We start from the raw sequence: 17,534 nt of genomic DNA, 5'->3' as shown, positions 1-17,534 counted from the left end.
CATGACCGAGATCCCGAGCGCCGGCCAGGCCGGCCGGCCCGGGAGCCAGGACCCCGCCGGCATGGCCGGCGGGGTCCTGCGCTCCCTTCCCAAGATCAGCCTCCACGACCATCTCGACGGGGGGATGCGCCCGCAGACCCTGCTCGAGCTCTCCGCCGCGGCCGGGCGCGAGGTGCCCGCCGACACGGCCGACGGGCTGGCCGCCTGGATCCGCGGCGCCGCGGACTCCGGCTCCCTCGAGCGCTATCTGCAGACCTTCCAGCACGCCCTGGCCGTGCTGCAGGACGCCGGCGCCCTGCGCCGCACCGCTCGCGAGGCGGTCGAGGACCTCGCCGACGACGGCGTCATCCACGCCGAGCTGCGCTGGGCGCCCGAGCAGCACCTGTCCGGCGGGCTGAGCCTCGGCGAGGCCGTCGACGCCGTCCAGGAGGGCCTGCGCGAGGGCATCGCCGCCGCGGCCGGGCAGGGCCGGGAGATCTCCGCGGGGCAGCTGCTGTGCGCCATGCGGCAGGGGGCGCGCAGCCCGGAGATCGCCCGGCTCGTCGTGGAGCGCTTCGCTCCCGACGAGCCCGGCGGTGTCCTGGGCTTCGACCTGGCAGGGCCGGAGGACGGCTTCCCGCCCAGTGCGCATCGCGAGGCGCTCGATCTGCTGGCCCAGCACCTCGTCCCGGTCACGCTGCACGCGGGGGAGGGCTCGGGACTCGGCTCCCTCCGCTCGGCCGTCGTCGACGGACGGGCCCTTCGCCTGGGCCACGGGGTGCGGATCGTCGAGGACATCGAGCTCTCCGACGCCCCCGACGACGACGTCTCGATCGAGCTCGGCGAGCTCGCGCGCTGGGTGCGCGACCGGGGCATCGCCCTGGAGGTCTGCCCCCGCTCGAACGCCCAGACGGGGGCAGTGGCCGCGTGGCGCCCGCCGGGCAATCTGGTGCGCGTGCTCGGGCCGGGCACCGACCGCCATCCCGTCGGCTTCCTGCACCGGGCCGGATTCCGCGTGGTGATCGGCCCGGACAACCGGCTCGTCTCCGGCTCGGACATCACGACCGAGCTCGGCGACCTGATCACGCTACACGGGTTCACGCTGGACGACGTGGAGGCCCTGCAGCGCAGCGGCGCCCAGGCCGCCTTCCTCCCGCTGGACCGGAGGCTGGCCCTCGAGGCGCGGATCGGCGCGCAGTTCGACGCCGTCCGGCAGTCGGGGATCCCGCTGGGCCTCGGCGACCTCATGGCCGCGGCTCCGACGGCCGGGCAGCAGTGAGCGCCCCGCAGCAGCGGGGGGCCGCACCGGGGTCCGAGCCGCAGCAGCCCGATGCGCGGCAAGGCCCCGGCGGCACGGGGCAGCGCTTCGAGCGGCTCACGGAGGTCATGGACCGGCTGCGCTCGCCCGGCGGGTGCGCGTGGGATGCCCGGCAGAGCCACGAGTCCCTGCTCAAGCACCTGATCGAGGAGTCCTACGAGGTCGTGGAGGCCGTCGAGGCCCCCGGCGGTCCGCGGGAGCACCGCGACGAGCTGGTCGAGGAGCTGGGCGACGTCCTGCTGCAGGTCGTCTTCCACTCCCGCGTGGCCCAGGAGCGCGAGCCCGCCGAGGGCGGCTTCGGGATCGACGACGTCCTCGAGGCCGTCACGGCCAAGCTGATCCGCCGCCACCCGCAGGTCTTCGGAGCGGGCATGCCGGATGCCGGCCTGGAGGCCGCGGCCGACGAGCCTGCCGCCGAGGCCCGGCTGCACACCCGCTGGGAGGACCTCAAGCGCGCGGAGAAGCCGCAGCGCACGGGGCCCTTCGACGGCATCCCCCCGGGGCTGCCGGCCCTGCAGCGCGCGGAGAAGATCCTCGCCAAGGCCCGTCGCCACGGCCTCGAGCCCGCAGTCCCGACCCCGGCCGAGGACGCCCCCGGTGCCTCGGAGCCCGGCCCGCGCACCCAGCAGGAGCTGGGCGCCGCGCTCTTCGAGATCGTGCGGCAGGCCTCCGCGGCGGGGCTGGATGCAGAGCGCGCCCTGCGGGAGCACAGCGCCGCCTGGGCGAGGCGTCAGGAGGAGCGGGGGCCGTCGGCTCCGCAGTCGCCGGACGCTTCCTGAGCAGGTCGTGCAAGCCCTGGCCGACATGGTGTGGGCGCCGTTCCCGCTGGCTATGCTCGGAGGAGACGCAACGGCCCGGTCCCCCGGGAGCGGGCCGCCGAAGAACCGATCGAAGGAGATCTTCCATGGCCATGATCATCGACGTCCACGCGCGTCAGATCCTCGACTCCCGCGGCAACCCCACCGTCGAGGTCGAGGTCCGCCTCGAGGACGGCAGCTTCGGTCGCGCCGCGGTGCCGTCGGGCGCCTCCACCGGCGAGCACGAGGCGGTCGAGCGCCGCGACGGCGACAAGGGCGCGTACCTCGGCAAGGGCGTCCTGGGCGCCGTCGAGGCCGTCAACGAGGACATCGCCGAGGCCGTCATCGGCCTCGAGTCCACCGATCAGCGCCTGGTCGACCAGGCCATGCTCGAGCTCGACGGCACGGCCAACAAGTCCAAGCTGGGCGCCAACGCGATCCTGGGCGTCTCGATGGCCGTGGCCCGCGCCTCCGCCGAGGAGGCCGACCTCCCGCTGTACAAGTACCTGGGCGGGCCCAACGCGCACGTGCTGCCGGTGCCCATGATGAACATCCTCAACGGCGGGTCCCACGCGGACTCGAACGTGGACATCCAGGAGTTCATGATCGCCCCGATCGGCTTCGCCACCTTCTCCGAGGCCCTGCGCGCCGGCACCGAGGTCTACCACGCCCTCAAGTCCGTGCTGAAGGACCGCGGCCTGTCGACCGGCCTGGGTGATGAGGGCGGGTTCGCGCCGGACCTCGAGTCCAACCGCGCCGCCCTGGACCTGATCCTGGAGGCCATCGAGAAGGCCGGCTACAAGCCGGGCGAGCAGGTCGCGCTGGCCCTGGACGTCGCCTCGTCCGAGTTCTTCGAGAAGGGCTTCTACCGCTTCGAGGGCGGGAAGAAGTCGGCGAAGGACATGGCCTCGTACTACGAGAAGCTCGTGGCCGACTACCCGCTGGTCTCGATCGAGGACCCCCTGGACGAGAACGACTGGAAGGGCTGGGCCGAGCTCACCGCCTCCGTCGGCCAGAAGGTCCAGCTCGTGGGCGACGACCTGTTCGTCACCAACCCGGAGTTCCTGGCCCGCGGCATCCGCGAGGACGTGGCCAACGCGCTGCTGGTGAAGGTCAACCAGATCGGCTCCCTGACGGAGACCCTGGAGGCCATCACCCTGGCCCAGACCAACACCTTCCGGTGCATGGTCTCCCACCGCTCGGGCGAGACCGAGGACACGACGATCGCCGACATCGCCGTGGCCACGAACGCCGGGCAGATCAAGACCGGCGCCCCGGCCCGCTCCGAGCGCGTGGCCAAGTACAACCAGCTGCTGCGCATCGAGGAGGCCCTGGGCGACGCCGCCGCCTATGCGGGCGCCTCCGCCTTCCCGCGCTACTCCGCCTGAGACCGGCCCGCCCCGCCCGGAGCTCGCGCGCCCGGTCCGGGACGAACGGGCCGGCCGCGCACCAGGACCGCCGCGTCCGTCGGATCCCCGGCGACGCGGCGGTCCTGCGTCGTCGATGCGTGCCACTAGACTGGCCCCGCCCGCCCGGGCCGAGCAGCGCGGACCCGGGCTCCCGGAGCCCGCTGCTTCCGGGACGCCGCCCGCAGCACAGCCAGGAGCCGCACCCGTGTCCGATCACCGCACCGAGGGCCTCGCGCCGGAGCGCGATGCCGACGAGGACGGGATCCCCGCGCGCCGTCTGCAGCGGTTCACGTCGTCGCCGCGGCGCACCGGACTGCTCGCGGCCGTGGCGATCTCCCTGTTCATCGTGTTCCTGGCAGCCCCCACGACCAAGATCTACCTGGACCAGAAGGCCGAGATCGAGCAGCTCGAGGCCAGCATCCAGGAGAAGTCCGCCGACCGCGACGAGCTGAAGGACGAGCTCGAGCTGTGGGAGAACCCCGACTACGTCCGCCAGCAGGCCGGCGAGCGGCTCCTGATGGTCGAGCCGGGCCAGCGCTCGTACCTGGTGGTCGGCGCCGACGAGGTCGGCTCGGGGGCCCCCGACACCTCCGCCGTGGAGGAGTCGGCGGGCAGCCCCGCCTGGGCCGACGCCCTGTGGGGCTCCCTCAAGGACTCGGCCTGGCCACAGCGCACGCAGGACGGCTCCGCCGGGGAGTTCCCCGAGCTCGGCGGCGGGCAGGACCCCGCCCAGGACGAGACGGCACCGTCAGAGACCCCCGCACCCACCGACTGAGGACCCCGTGAGCGAGCACAGCACCACCGGCGACCGGCAGGGCAGCGTCCCTGCCGCTGCCCTCGACGCGACCGTCTCCGGCATCGCCCCGGCGGGCGCGGACGTCGCGGAGGCCCGAGGGCTGAACTCGACGCCGCAGAACCGCCGCCCGTCCGAGCAGGACCTGCGGGTCCTGGCCCGGCAGCTGGGCCGCCCGGTGCGCGACGTCGTCGAGATCCCGGCGCGCTGCGCGTGCGGCAACCCGCTCGTCGCCTCGACCGCTCCGCGGCTGTCCGGCGGCAGCCCGTTCCCGACCGTCTACTACCTGGCCCACCCCGTGATCACGGCGGCCGTCTCCCGGCTCGAGGCGGACGGGGCCATGTACGGCATGACCGACCGGCTCGGATCGGACGAGCGGCTCGCGGACTCGTACCGGCGCTCCCACGAGGACTACCTGGCCCGGCGCGATCGCATCGGCCGCATCGCCGGCTCCGGCGACGTCCCGGAGATCGACGGCATCTCCGCGGGCGGCATGCCCACCCGCGTGAAGTGCCTGCACGTGCTGGTGGCGCACTCGCTGTCGGCGGGCCCGGGCGTGAACGTCCTGGGGGATGAGACGCTCGAGCGGATCGCCGGCACCTGGACGCCGGAGATCTGCCGCTGCGACCCCGACTGGCGACAGGCCTGAACCGCTCCGGCGCGACCCGAGCATCCCAGCGCGAGCGGCCCGGTGCCGCCGCATCCACGACCGATACCCCGAGGAGATCCCATGCGCGTCGGCGCCATCGACTGCGGCACGAACTCGATCCGCCTGCTCATCACGGAGGCCGACGACGACGCGCGGGGCGCCGCGCCCGCCGACCTCGAGCTGCGCGAGCTCGTGCGCACCAAGGAGATGGTCCGCCTGGGCCAGGGCGTCGACGCCACGGGCTGGCTCGCCCAGGAGGCCCTCGACCGCACGTTCGCCGCCGTCGACGGCTTCGCGCGGCTGCTCGACGAGCACGCGGTCGACTCCGTGCGCTTCGTGGCGACGTCGGCCACCCGCGATGCCGGCAACCGCCATGTCTTCGTCGACGGCATCCGCTCGCGGCTTGGCGTGGCTCCCGAGGTGATCTCCGGGGAGGAGGAGGCCGCGCTCTCCTTCGCCGGGGCGACCCTCGTGGCCGCGCCCGAGAGCGAGGACGACCGCATCATGGTGATCGACCTCGGCGGCGGCTCGACCGAGCTCGTGCTCGGCAGCTCCGCGGGCATCCTGGCCTCCCGCTCGATGAACATCGGCTGCGTGCGCATGACCGAGCGCCACCTCGGCTCCAACCCGCCCACCGCCGCCCAGCAGGAGGCCGTGCTGGCCGACGTCGACCGCGCCCTGGACTCCGCCGCGCAGACCGTCCCGCTCGGCCAGACCCGCCGGATCGTCGGCGTCGCGGGGACCGTCACGACCATCACCGCACTGGCGCTCGGGCTCGAGGAGTACGACGAGGACCGCATCAGCGGCGCCGAGCTGCCGATCGCGGATCTGGACCGCACCTGCCGGGAGCTCACCGCCATGACGCGCGAGCAGCGCGACGCCCTGGGCGTCATGCACGCAGGGCGCGCCGACGTGATCGGCGCCGGCGCCCTCGTGTGGCGGCGGGTCCTGGAGCGGATCTCGCAGGCCGCCGACGGGCGTGTGACCACAGCCACCACGAGCGAGCACGATATTTTGGACGGCATCGCACTGTCGCGGCTGTCGGCCGTCCCCCAGAAGGCTCCGCTGGTCTGAGACCCCTGTGCGTCGCCGCGACCGCACCAGCGGAGGCGGGCCGTCGATCCTGTGGAGGACCTGCCCATGAGCCCCTGGCATGCCGAGACGACCCCCCTCGGGCAGCGCGGCGGCGCTCGACGCGCCGCGCTCGCGATCGCCGTCGCCGTGGGGGCGACCGGGCCGCTGGCCGGAGGCGCCCTCGGGGCCGGCGCCCCCTCGGCGCATGCCGTCGAGGAGGCGCCGCTGCCCGACGGGCCCGCGCCGTCGATCCCGGTGACGGACCCCTCGGACATCCCCGCGATCGAGCCCACGGAGCCCCCGAAGCCCGCTGCGATCTCGGAGGGGCAGGCGCGCGAGCGCGAGTACTGGCTCGAGGACTACGGGGTCCGCGAGGCCTGGAAGACCTCGCGCGGCGAGGGCACGCGGATCGCCGTCATCGACACCGGGGTGGACGGCTCGCACCCCGACCTCGAGGGCGCCGTGACCGGCGGTGCTGACGTGTCCGGCATCGGAGCGGCCGACGGGCGCAGGCCGCTGGGCGCGGATCCCGACCACGGGACCATGGTCACCTCCGTGGCCGCGGGCCGGGGCAACGGCACCACGTCCGAGGGCGCCGCGGGCGGCTCCGAGGGCATCATCGGCGTGGCCCCCGAGGCCGAGATCCTCGCGGTCTCGACGGCCCTGGGCACGGACGAGCCGGGCGTGCGCTCGACCGATCAGCAGATCCCGGACGCCGTGCGCTGGGCGGTCGACAACGACGCCGACGTCATCAACATGTCGGTGGGCTCACCGCAGCAGTCGTGGCCCGAGTCCTGGGACTCCGCCTTCGCCTACGCGGAGGAGAACGACGTCCTGATCGTCGCCGCCGCGGGCAACCGCGGCAACGGGATCGTGCAGGTCGGGGCCCCGGCCACCATCCCGAGCGTCCTGACGGTGGGCGGCGTGGACCGGAGCCTGCAGGCCGGGCGCGAGTCGTCGTCGCAGGGCATCTCGATCGCGGTCGCCGGCCCGGCGGAGGACCTCGTCGGCGCGACCCCGGGCGGGGGCTACGGCAGCTGGACGGGGACCTCGGCCTCGGCGCCGATCGTCGCGGGGACCGCCGCGCTCATCCGCTCCGAGCACCCCGAGCTCAGCGCCGACGAGGTCGCCCACCGCATCACGGCCTCGGCCCAGGACGCCGGGGAGCCGGGCAAGGACCCGCTCTACGGCTACGGGATCCTCGACGTGGAGGCCGCCGTGTCGGCGGATCTCCCGGAGATGGAGGAATCGCCCCTGGGGTCGATGGAGGAGTGGATCCAGGTCCACCGTCGCCATGACGCGTCGCCGAGCCCCTCGGCCGCCGCCTCCGGTCCGCCGCTCACGGAGGACGTCCGGGTGGAGGCCCAGCCGCCGGAGCCCGTCGAGCCGCTGAACTCGACCGGAGCCCTGCCGATCGTCGTGCTGGCCGGCTTCGGCCTGCTCGTCGCCGCCATCACGGCCGGGGCCGTGCGGCACATCCGGTGGCTCACGCGCCGCGGGGGCTGAAGCCGCCCCAGGCGGTGCGGAGATGCCGGCTCGCGGTGTGCGGGATGTCTCGGAGAAGTCTGGGAGCACGGTGGAGAACGACAGGCCGCCTGGGATTAGACTGGCGCATATGTCTAGCTCATTCCTGGCCAAGGACCGCAATCGCATCCTCATCGTGGGCGGCGGCTACCTGGGCTTCCATGTGGCCCAGGGCCTCCAGAAGCGCATCAAGGAGTCCGGCGGCATCGTCACGATCGTCGATCCGAACCCGTACATGATGTACCTGCCGTTCCTCCCGGAGGTCGCGGCGGGAAGCCTCGAGGCCCGCTCCGCGGTGGCTCCCTTCCAGCAGTTCCTCAAGGACACGGAGTCGCTGTCGGGCCGCGTCGTGGCCATCGACCACGACAAGCGCGTGGCCACGGTGGCCTCCATCAACGACGGCCCCGTCTTCGAGGTCCCGTACGACGAGATCGTGCTCTCGGCCGGCTCGGTCACCCGCGCCTTCCCGATCCCGGGCCTCGGCGAGTCGGCGATCGGCATGAAGTCGATCGAGGAGGCCGTGGCGGTGCGCAACTGGGTGCTCGAGCGCATCAACGTCGCCTCCCAGATGGAGGACGGCCCCGAGCGCCGCAAGGCCCTGACCTTCGTGCTCGTCGGCGGCGGCTTCGCCGGCATCGAGACCATCGGCGAGCTCGAGGACGTGGCCCGCAAGGCCGCCGAGCGCAATCCGCGGCTCAAGGTCTCGGACCTGCGCTTCGTGCTGGTCGAGGCGGCCGGGCGCATCATGCCCGAGGTCTCGAAGGACCGCGCCGAGAAGGTCGTCGCCGAGCTGCGCTCGCGCGGCGTCGAGGTCCTGCTCAACACCTCGCTGGACTCCGCCGAGGACGACCACATCAAGCTGATCAACATGGAGGACAAGTCCCCGGCGGGCGAGTTCGACGCCGACACCCTGATCTGGACCGCCGGCGTCCAGGCGAACCCGCTGTTCAAGAAGAGCACCAGCTTCCCGGTCGACGACCGCGGCCGCGTCCGCGCCGGCGCCGACCTGCGCGTCACCGGCGACGACGGCCCCATCGAGGGCGCCTGGACCGGCGGCGACAACGCCGCCGTGCCGGATCTGTCCGGTCAGGGCCCGGGCGGTTTCTGCGTGCCGAACGCGCAGCACGCCATCCGCCAGGCCAAGGTCATGGTCAAGAACATCCTGGCGTCCCGCGAGGGCAAGCCCCTCGAGGACTACTACCACGAGAGCCTCGGCACCGTGGCGGGGCTGGGCCTGTTCAAGGGCGCGGCCAACGTCAAGGGCATCGAGTTCTCCGGCCCGCTGGCCTGGCTCATGCACCGCGGCTACCACCTCTACGCCATGCCCTCCCTGGACCGGAAGGCCCGGATCCTCGGCGAGTGGGGCGTCAACATGCTGTTCGGGCGCAACACCACGCAGATCCGCCACGTGCGCGATCCGCGCCTGAACTTCGAGACCGCGACCGGCCAGGAGGTCGTGCGCAAGCAGGTCAAGCTCTGAGCCGAGTCAGCTCGTCCTGAGCCCCGGCCGCTCCTCGGCCCCGCGACAGCGCCCCCGCACCCACGGTGCGGGGGCGCTGTCCATTAGGCTCGAGCGCAGCTCGCCGGGAGGCATCGGGCGGCGGGCCCCCGTAGCCCAACCGGCAGAGGCATCGGACTTAAAATCCGCTCAGTCTGGGTTCGAGTCCCAGCGGGGGCACACGACGACGGCGGCGCCCCGTCTCTGCGGGGGCGCCGCCGTCGTGCTGCGCGTCGGGTCCGGATCAGGCCCGGACGGTCGGGTAGGTCATGGAGCGCGCGCTCGTGGACGGGATCACGTCCTTGCCGAACGGGAAGCAGGTCACGGGGATCATCTTGACGTTGGCCCAGGCCAGCGGGATGCCGATGATCGTGATGGCCTGCACCGCCGCCGTGAGGAGGTGACCCAGGGCGACCCACCAGCCGGCCACGACGAACCAGATCACGTTGCCCACGGTGCTGACGGCGCCCGACCGGCGGGTCGTGACGACCTCGCGGCCGAAGGGCCAGATCACGAAGCCCGCGATCCGGAACGAGGCCACCCCGAACGGGATGGTCACGATCAGCAGGCAGGCGATCACACCGGCGACGACGTACGCCAGGAACAGCGACCAGCCGGCGGTGAGGAGCCAGATGATGTTGAGGATGAATGACAGGAGCCGTCTCATGGCTCGAGGCTAACCGGGGGTCGGTGCCGCCACCACCGGATGCCGGGGTTTTCCGCGGCGGTGCGGTGTCTTCCCGGGGGACGTGGGCGGACGTGGAGCGGTGCGGGTGGCCGCGGTCCCCTCAACGGGGGACCGCGACCGCGGGCCGGCCGGAGGGCGGGCCTGCCCCGGGCCCCTAGGATGGGCGGACGGGCTTCCGGCCCGCATCGTGACCGAAGGACAGGGGCAACGACCATGAGCGCTCAGCCGCAGCTTGCGGGGACCTGGACGATCGACCCGGCGCACTCGCGGATCGGCTTCTCCTCGCGCCACGCCATGGTCACGAAGGTCCGCGGGGCGTTCAACGACGTCGAGGGCACGGCCGTGCTCGATCCCGAGGACATGGCGCGCTCCCGGGTCCGCGTCGTCCTGCGCGTCGAGAGCGTGGACACCCGCAATCCGCAGCGCGACGAGCACCTGCGCAGCGCGGACTTCTTCGACGCCGCGAGCCACCCGACGATCGAGTTCGCCTCGAGCGCCGTGGACGAGATCGACGAGAATCAGTTCATCGTGACCGGCGACCTGAGCATCCGCGGCATCACCCGGTCGATCTCGGTCCCGCTCGAGATGACCGGGATGGATGCGGATCACCTGGGCCTGCTGCGCTTCGGGCTCGAGGGCAGCCGTCGGATCGACCGCAAGGACTGGGGCGTGAGCTGGAACACTCCGCTGGACTCCGGCGGCGTGCTCGTCTCGGACAAGATCACCCTGGAGTTCGAGCTCTCGCTCGTGAAGGACGCCGAGCAGCCCTCCTGAGGCGCGAGCTCGAGCCGGCCGCGATCGGCGCGGCCCTGCCGGGCGGGCTTGTAGGGTCCGACGCATGGATCCTTCCGCTGAGCACCCCGAGACCGACCTCCTGAGCATCGACATCTGGTCGGACGTGATGTGCCCGTTCTGCCGCCTGGGGGACCGGCACCTCGAGCTGGCCCTCGAGGAGTTCGAGCACCGCGACGCCGTGCAGGTCGTCTACCACTCCTTCCTGCTGGCCCCCGACTTCCCGGAGGGGGAGTCGATGCCCATGACGAAGATGCTGGCGGGAGAGAAGGACATCCCGCCCGAGCAGGTCGAGCAGATGAACCGCCCGGTGATCGAGCGCGGCCGGGAGATCGGGCTCGACTTCGCGATGGACCGAGCCGTCGCGTCCTCGACCCGGAGGGCGCACGAGCTGGGGCATTTCGCGCAGGCCCGGGGCCTGGGCCGGCCGATGATGCAGCGGATGTTCCGCGCGTACTTCGCGGAAGGGGAGGTGCTCGACGACGTCTCCGTGCTGGTCCGCCTGGCGGGGGAGGTCGGGCTGGACCCCGAGCAGGCGCGGGCCGCGCTGCGGGAGCGGACCTGGCGTCGGGCCGTCGAGGACGACCTGACGGTCGCCCGGCGCCTGGGCATCGGCGGAGTCCCGTTCTTCGTGCTGGGCTCCCGGTACGCGGTCTCCGGAGCCCAGGCGCCGGAGGTCCTGCTCGAGGCGCTGCGGACCGCGTGGGAGGCCCGGGGCACGGAGTCAGACGTCTCACAGCCGGCCCGATGAGCTGGATCGAGTCCACCGAGGCCCCTAACCTTGCCGGGTTGGCCGTAACTGAGAAGAATCTGGGAATTGCCATGTAAAGCATGTCTCATGCGGGTGCCCTGGCGTCTGCATGCCCCTCGGTGCGGTCCGACGACGACTCGACACCAGCGAAGGGAGCAGCGCGTGACGGAATCCGAGCAGGAGAGGCCCGCAGACGCAGCAGCCCGGGGGCAGCCGATCGATCGGCGGCGGCTCGGGGGCACGGAGAAGGACCAGCAGCGATCCACCAGGCACGAGGACAAGCGCCCGCCGGTCTCGTCCTCGGAGCTCTCGGCGGGCTACTCGGCGCTGACGGAGGACCGCGGCCCCCGGGTGAACTGGGTGGTCTTCCTCGTGGCGGCCGCGGCGATCCTGGCGTTCTCGATCTACGCCATGACCGCACCGGACCACGCCCGCGAGACGATGCACGGCATCGTGCAGTGGATCTCGGCGAACCTCGGCTGGTACTACGTCCTGACCGTGACGCTCGTGATCGGCTTCGTCCTGTGGGTGGCGCTGTCCAAGCAGGGCTCCGTCCGGCTCGGCCCCGATCATTCCCGCCCGGAGTACAGGTTCTTCACGTGGCTGGCCATGCTCTTCGCCGCCGGCGTGGGCATCGACATGCTCTTCTACTCGGTGACCGGACCCGTCACCCAGTTCATCCACCCGATCGACGGCGACCCGCGCAGCCTCGAGGCCGCGGAGGAATCGGTCGTGTGGACCATGTTCCACTACGGCATCGCCGGGTGGTCCATGTACTCCCTGATCGGCATGGCCCTGGGCTACTTCGCCTACCGCTGGGGCATGCCGCTGTCCATCCGCGCGGCCCTCTACCCGCTGCTCGGCAAGCGCGTGCGCGGAGGCACCGGCGATGTCATCGACATCTTCGCGCTCGTGGGCACCGTGTTCGGCGTGGCCACCTCGATGGGCATCGGCGTGGTCCTGCTCTCCGTCGGATTCTCCACCCTCTTCGGGATCCCCGACGGCCTCGGGCTGCAGATCGCCCTGATCGTCGTGGCGGTGCTGCTGACCATCGCCGCGTGCACCTCGGGCGTCGACAAGGGCATCCGGATCATCTCGGAGCTCAACATCTGGTCGGCGGCGGCCATGCTCGTCTACATCCTGATCTTCGGGCAGAGCGCCTTCCTGATGAACGGCATCGTGCAGAACATCGGCCGGTTCGTCTTCACCCTGCCGGAGCGCACCCTGCAGACCATGGGGTACAACCCGGAGGGTGCCGAATGGATGGGGTCCTGGACCCTGTTCTTCTGGGCCTTCTGGCTGGCCTGGGGCCCGTTCGTCGGGCTGTTCCTGGCGCGCATCTCCCGAGGGCGAACGCTGCGCGAGTTCGTGCTGGCGGCGATCACCGCGCCCGTGCTGTGCGACTTCCTGATCGTGACGATCTTCGGCAACTCCGCCCTGCACGAGGTCATGGTCAACGGCAACGAGGAGTTCGCCCAGCTCTCGATGGACAGCCCCGAGCAGGGCTGGTACGCGCTGCTGGAGATGTTCCCGGGCTCGACCTTCCTGATCGGGCTGGCCACGCTGTCCGGTCTGCTCTTCTACCTGACCTCGGCCAACTCCGGTGCGATGGTCATGTCGAACTACTCCTCGACCATCCCCGACCCCGCCGACGACGGCCCCAAGTGGCTGCGCATCTTCTGGGCCGTGCTCACGGCCATCCTCACGATCGCCATGCTGATCGCCGGCGGCGTGGTGACCATGGAGTACGCGACGCTGATCTTCGCGCTGCCCGTGACGATCGTCGCCTACCTGATCATGGCCTCGTTCATGAAGGCGCTGCGCATGGAGAAGGCCGACCGCGAGGGCCGCGAGCTGCGCCGGTCCAACATGGCCGCCAGCGGCGGCACCGCGCCCGAGCGCAGCTGGCGCCAGCGGCTGGCGAACCTGCGCTCGTACCCGTCGAGGCACCAGGTCTCCGAGTTCGTGACGGCCGCGGTCCAGCCGGCGCTGAGCGATGTGGCCCGCGAGTTCGAGAACCAGGGCTACACCGCGTCCATGGCCGTCCACGAGCTGACGGAGCACGGGATCCCGTCGTCGAGCATCGAGGTGGACATGGGCGATCACCGCCCGTTCCGCTACGAGGTCGCGGCCATCGAGAGCACCGTCCCCGTGGTGGGCGGGCGCATGGCGCAGAAGCCCGAACGGTACTTCCGCCTCGAGGTCTTCACGCACACGGGCTCCGAGGGCTACGACCTGATGGGCGTGACCCGGCAGCAGATCATCGACGACGTCCTGGACCGCTTCGAGTCCCACCTCGGCTTCCTGGACTACTCGACCATGCATGCGACCGCCTCGGTGCTCACCCCGCCCCAGGAGACCGATCCGGCCTCCGACCTCACGGCGGTGCCCGGCGACCTGCCCGGCCCGCAGCCGGACTCCTCGCTCGTGACCATGCCGTCGCCGGACGCCCGTCCCGGTGATCGCCTGCCGTGATCCGCTCCGGACCCGCGGCGGCGGCCCCCTCCCGGCGACTCCGGGCGGGGGCCGCTCGCATCCGCCGGAGGATCCGGGGGAGAGTGGGAGGCCCCGGTGTGCCGCGATCGCCGGGGCAGGGGGCCGGGCAGAGGAGGAGAGCAGCATGGCCGTCTTCACGCACCAGGAGACCGTCGAGCACCCGCTGGGCGAGGTCTGGGCCTGGCACGCCAGACCCGGAGCACTGACCCGGCTGAGCCCGGAATGGGCGCAGTCCGTGGCCCGGGAGTCCTGGCCGCCGCTGTCCCCCGGGGTCGCGGGCGCACCTGCGCACGAGCGTCCCCGGCACGGCAGGGGCGGTGCGCGTCCCGTTCGTCTCCGAGCACGGGCCCGGGCCCTCCGAGCACTCCTTCGCCGACCGCATGGTCCGCGGACCTCTGCGCAGCTGGAGGCACACCCACGCCTTCGCCCCCGCCGAGGACGGCTCCTCCACGAGCGTCGAGGACCGCATCGAGTACGAGCCGCTGCCCGGGACAGCGGGGGAGCGCACGGGCTTCCTCGCCGCTGCCATGCAGCCCACCCTGGAGGCCACGTTCGCCGCGCGGTCCCGGAAGCTGCGCGCGGATCTGGGGTTCCAGCAGGACATGGCCCGCCTGAGCGGTGGTGCTTCCCTCAACGTGCTGATCGGCGGCGCCTCCGGGCTCGTGGGCCGCCAGGTCTCCGCGATGCTCTCGACGGGCGGGCACCGGGTCCGGCGGCTCGTGCGCCGGCCGGCGCAGCGCGAGGACGAGGTCTCATGGGATCCCTCGGCGGGCCGTCTCGAGGCCTCCGACGTCGCCTGGGCCGATGTCGTGATCCATCTGGGCGGGGCGAGCATCGCCCGTCGACTCACGGACGCCGGCAAGCGCGCCGTCCGGGACTCGCGCCTCGATTCGACGCGGCTCATCGCCGATGCGTGCGAGCAGCTGCCGGCCTCGGCGCGCCCGGGCGCGCTGGTGTGCGCCTCCGCCATCGGGTACTACGGCGGGCAGCGCGGCGACGAGCCGCTCGAGGAGGCCTCCGCGTCGGGCGGGGGCTTCCTGGCCGAGGTCTGCCGCGACTGGGAGGCGCAGGCGGCCCGCGTGGAGGCACTGGGCATGCGCCGGGTCTCCGTGCGCACAGGCGTGGTGCTCACGAGCCTGGGCGGGATGCTGCGGATCCAGCTGCCGCTCTACCTGGCAGGGCTGGGTGGGCCGCTCGGGGGCGGGCGCAACCGGCTGTCCTGGATCTCGCTCGAGGACCTCACCCGGATCTACGTGCTGGCGGCGCTGGACCCGTCGCTGTCCGGGCCGCTCAACGCCGCAGCGCCGGAGCCGGTGCGCCAGCGCGAGTTCGCCCGAGAGGCCGGGCGGGCGCTGCGGCGGCCGAGCCTCGTGCCGGCACCGGCCCTGGGCCCGCAGCTGCTGCTCGGACGGCAGGCCGCCGAGGAGTTCGTCATGGCGGATCAGCGGGTGCGGCCCGCGGTCCTCGAAGCCCGAGGGCACGTCTTCCGCCACCCGCAGCTGCCCGATGCCCTGGCGGAGACCCTGCCGCCGCGCGGCTGAGCCCGCGCCGCGGGCCCTCCGCGCCGCCGAGCGCCATCGGCGCGGTCCCGACGGCCCCCGCTAGCCTGGGCAGATGAGCAGCCGCGACGTCCGCATCCCCCTGCCCACGGGCGAGACGATCCAGGCCGTCGTCGCCGAGCCCGACGGGCCGCCGAGCGCGGTGGTCGTCATCCACCCCGCCACCGCCACGCCCCAGGGCTACTACCGCCGCTTCGCGCAGTTCCTGACCGAGCAGGGCGTCGCGGTGGTGACCTACGACTACCGCGGCACGGGCCGCTCCGGCGCGCCGAAGGAGCATCGCGGCGTGCGCATGCGCGACTGGATGAGCACGGAGGTCCCCGCCGTCGCCGCATGGGCTCGCGGCGAGCACCCGAGCCTGCCGCAGCATGCGGTGGGACACAGCGTGGGCGGGCACGCACTGGCGCTGGGCTGGGGCACGCAGCACCTGACGAGCTTCGCGACCGTCGCCTCCCACGCCGGTGTCACGGCGACCATCCCGCGCCCGGCCGAGCGCCGGCGCATCGGCGCGTTCTTCGCCGTGGCGCCGGCGATGAGCAGGGTCCTGGGCTATGCGCCGGCCCGCCGCGCGGGCTTCGGGGAGGACTTCCCCTCGGCGGCGCTGGTGGACTGGGCGGCATGGACCAGGCGCCCCGGCTACTTCTACGACGATCCGAGCATGGACGCGGCCGCCCGCGCGGCATCCGTGCGCCTGCCCGCGCTCGGCATCGGCGCCTCCGACGACGACTGGGCGACCCCGCGGCAGATCGACGCGATCCTGGACCGGATGACGGCAGCCCGGGTCGAGCGCTGGACCCTCACGCCGCAGGAGCTCGGGGTGGACCGGCTCGGCCACCACGGGATGTTCCGCAAGGAGCCGGGGAGGATCCTGTGGCCGCGGCTGCACGGGTGGCTGCGCTCGCACGAGGCCTCGGAGGGCCTGGCATGACGAGGGGCCCGGTCTGCGCACACTGCGCCGACCGGGCCCCTCTGAACAGTGGAGCTAAGGAGAATCGAACTCCTGACCTCTTCATTGCGAACGAAGCGCTCTACCAACTGAGCTATAGCCCCTGACGAACCAGACCAGGGTACGCCTCCCGGGGCCCGTCGTCCAACTCCGCTCGGATCCCGCTGTCCGACCCGGTCGGCGCGCGGCCACCGGCGGAGCCTCTAGTCTGAGCGGCATGGAAACCCCCGCGCACCCGGACCCCGAGCCGCAGGACGCCGCAGGGCCGCAGGACGACGCCGGACAGCCGGGGATCGCCGGCCCCGAGCCGCAGGACGTCCCGGTCCTGCGCGTGGGCTACGAGGTCGGGATGATGCCCGGCAAGTGGTTCCGCCGCTGGCGCGAGCGCACGCACGGCGACGGGCTCGAGGAGCGGCAGCTGGCCCCCGGACGGTGGCCGCAGGTCCTGGGGGAGGCGGTGGACGTCGCGCTCGTCCGGCTGGCGCCGCACCCGCGGCCCGACGGCGACCTGACGCTCGCCGATCTGACCCGTGTCCGGGAGTCCCTGCATGCGGTCGAGCTCTACGAGGAGCAGCAGGTCGTCGTCCTGCCCGTCGACGAGGAGCTGACGCTGCTCGACGACGTCCCCATCGCCGAGCTCGCGGACGAGTGGCTGCTGCAGGACCTGGGCCAGCTGCCCGAGCACCGGCCCTCGACCGAGGGCCGCGGGACGGACGACTCCGGCGAGCCGCGCGAGCTGCCCGAGATCGCCGACTCCGGGGCCGCGGTCGAGCTGGTCGCGGCGGGAGCCGGGCTGCTCGTGACGCCCATGTCGGTCGCGCGCTGGCACCACCGCAAGGACCTGACCTACCGCCCGATCCCGGATCTGCCGCTCGTGCCGGTCGTCCTCGTGTGGCCCCGGGACCTGCCGGAGCGGACCGAGGCCATGGTCCAGGACTTCCTGGGCATCGTGCGCGGTCGCCGGGAGGGGACCTCGCGCAGCAGCGAGACGGGCCCCTCGGCGGAGCAGGACGGCCTCCCGGCCGGTCACGCTCCCGAGGCGCGGCGGGCGGCGGGCTCTGCGCGCAGGCGCGGCTCGGCGACGAAGTCCGGCGGCGGGAGCGCGCGCACCGGGAAGGGCACGAGCCGCGGCGACCAGCTCGCGGGCAAGCGCCTGGCCGGCGGGAAGCCGCGCCGTTCGGGCGGCGGGCGCCCCGGAGGCAGGCCCAAGGGCCGCGGCGGACGGCCCGGGCGCGGCCGCTGAGCCGGTCGCCGACTCGAG

At 73.0% G+C, this 17,534-nt stretch carries 15 protein-coding genes and 2 tRNA genes; 15 read left to right on the top strand and 2 right to left on the bottom strand.

Translation table 11 applies throughout. The features are described 5' to 3' along the window. Position 1 precedes the first annotated feature (1 nt). The 9 genes from FSY66_RS08145 (at position 2) to FSY66_RS08105 (ending at position 9,221) form a co-directional block, all read left to right on the top strand. On the top strand, positions 2-1,258 hold the full coding sequence (locus tag FSY66_RS08145; protein WP_144793417.1) for an adenosine deaminase: 1,257 nt from the start codon (positions 2-4) through the stop codon (positions 1,256-1,258). Next, entirely contained in the window at positions 1,255-2,076 is an 822-nt protein-coding gene (locus FSY66_RS08140; protein ID WP_396350890.1) for a MazG nucleotide pyrophosphohydrolase domain-containing protein, read from the top strand. Before FSY66_RS08145 ends, FSY66_RS08140 begins: the two co-directional genes overlap by 4 nt. Positions 2,077-2,201: 125 nt before the next feature. After that, entirely contained in the window at positions 2,202-3,482 is a 1,281-nt protein-coding gene (gene eno / locus FSY66_RS08135; protein ID WP_144793414.1) for a phosphopyruvate hydratase, read from the top strand. A gap of 226 nt (positions 3,483-3,708) precedes the next feature. After that, positions 3,709-4,278, top strand: coding sequence for an FtsB family cell division protein (locus FSY66_RS08130; RefSeq protein WP_186304507.1), 570 nt, complete (start codon positions 3,709-3,711; stop codon positions 4,276-4,278). Between the two features lie 121 nt (positions 4,279-4,399). Then, entirely contained in the window at positions 4,400-4,945 is a 546-nt protein-coding gene (locus FSY66_RS08125) for a DUF501 domain-containing protein (protein WP_260853601.1), read from the top strand. A gap of 81 nt (positions 4,946-5,026) precedes the next feature. Then, positions 5,027-6,019 carry a Ppx/GppA phosphatase family protein gene (locus tag FSY66_RS08120; protein WP_144793408.1) on the top strand — a complete coding sequence of 331 codons (993 nt, stop codon included), beginning with the start codon at positions 5,027-5,029 and terminating at the stop codon, positions 6,017-6,019. 66 nt (positions 6,020-6,085) lie between these two features. Further along, entirely contained in the window at positions 6,086-7,525 is a 1,440-nt protein-coding gene (locus FSY66_RS08115; protein WP_144793405.1) for a S8 family peptidase, read from the top strand. Positions 7,526-7,634: 109 nt separating this feature from the next. Next, positions 7,635-9,023, top strand: a complete 1,389-nt coding sequence (locus tag FSY66_RS08110) for an NAD(P)/FAD-dependent oxidoreductase (protein ID WP_144793402.1) — start codon at positions 7,635-7,637, stop codon at positions 9,021-9,023. Positions 9,024-9,147: 124 nt separating this feature from the next. Next, positions 9,148-9,221, top strand: a tRNA-Leu gene (locus FSY66_RS08105). Between the two features lie 64 nt (positions 9,222-9,285). Here FSY66_RS08105 and FSY66_RS08100 read toward each other — a convergent pair. Then, positions 9,286-9,708 (bottom strand): YccF domain-containing protein, encoded by a 423-nt coding sequence (locus FSY66_RS08100; RefSeq protein ID WP_144793399.1) that lies wholly within the window; start codon positions 9,706-9,708, stop codon positions 9,286-9,288. A gap of 234 nt (positions 9,709-9,942) precedes the next feature. On the opposite strand from FSY66_RS08100, the gene FSY66_RS08095 reads away from it, so the two are divergent. The 5 genes from FSY66_RS08095 (at position 9,943) to FSY66_RS08075 (ending at position 16,255) form a co-directional block, all read left to right on the top strand. Further along, the gene (locus tag FSY66_RS08095) at positions 9,943-10,503 is read left to right on the top strand and encodes a YceI family protein (RefSeq protein WP_144793396.1); all 561 of its coding nucleotides are present in this window, start codon (positions 9,943-9,945) and stop codon (positions 10,501-10,503) included. A 64-nt stretch (positions 10,504-10,567) separates the two neighbouring features. Continuing rightward, a complete protein-coding gene (locus FSY66_RS08090; RefSeq protein ID WP_144793393.1) occupies positions 10,568-11,272 on the top strand; it encodes a DsbA family oxidoreductase in 705 nt (234 codons plus the stop codon). A gap of 162 nt (positions 11,273-11,434) precedes the next feature. Then, a complete protein-coding gene (gene betT / locus FSY66_RS08085) occupies positions 11,435-13,747 on the top strand; it encodes a choline BCCT transporter BetT (protein WP_144793390.1) in 2,313 nt (770 codons plus the stop codon). Between the two features lie 338 nt (positions 13,748-14,085). Beyond that, entirely contained in the window at positions 14,086-15,309 is a 1,224-nt protein-coding gene (locus FSY66_RS08080) for a TIGR01777 family oxidoreductase (protein ID WP_260853592.1), read from the top strand. 73 nt (positions 15,310-15,382) lie between these two features. Then, the gene (locus FSY66_RS08075) at positions 15,383-16,255 is read left to right on the top strand and encodes an alpha/beta hydrolase family protein (protein ID WP_144793387.1); all 873 of its coding nucleotides are present in this window, start codon (positions 15,383-15,385) and stop codon (positions 16,253-16,255) included. Between the two features lie 49 nt (positions 16,256-16,304). Here FSY66_RS08075 and FSY66_RS08070 read toward each other — a convergent pair. Continuing rightward, a tRNA-Ala gene (locus tag FSY66_RS08070) sits at positions 16,305-16,377 on the bottom strand. Positions 16,378-16,490: 113 nt separating this feature from the next. On the opposite strand from FSY66_RS08070, the gene FSY66_RS08065 reads away from it, so the two are divergent. Next, complete coding sequence (locus FSY66_RS08065; RefSeq protein WP_144793384.1) at positions 16,491-17,516, top strand: LysR family transcriptional regulator substrate-binding protein; 1,026 nt, start codon at positions 16,491-16,493, stop codon at positions 17,514-17,516. Positions 17,517-17,534 lie beyond the last annotated feature (18 nt).

It is taken from the genome of Kocuria palustris, assembly GCF_007666205.1.
Classification (GTDB): domain Bacteria; phylum Actinomycetota; class Actinomycetes; order Actinomycetales; family Micrococcaceae; genus Kocuria; species Kocuria palustris_A.
Note: the sequence above shows the minus strand (reverse complement) of the source record. Positions and strands in the feature narration are given on the sequence as shown.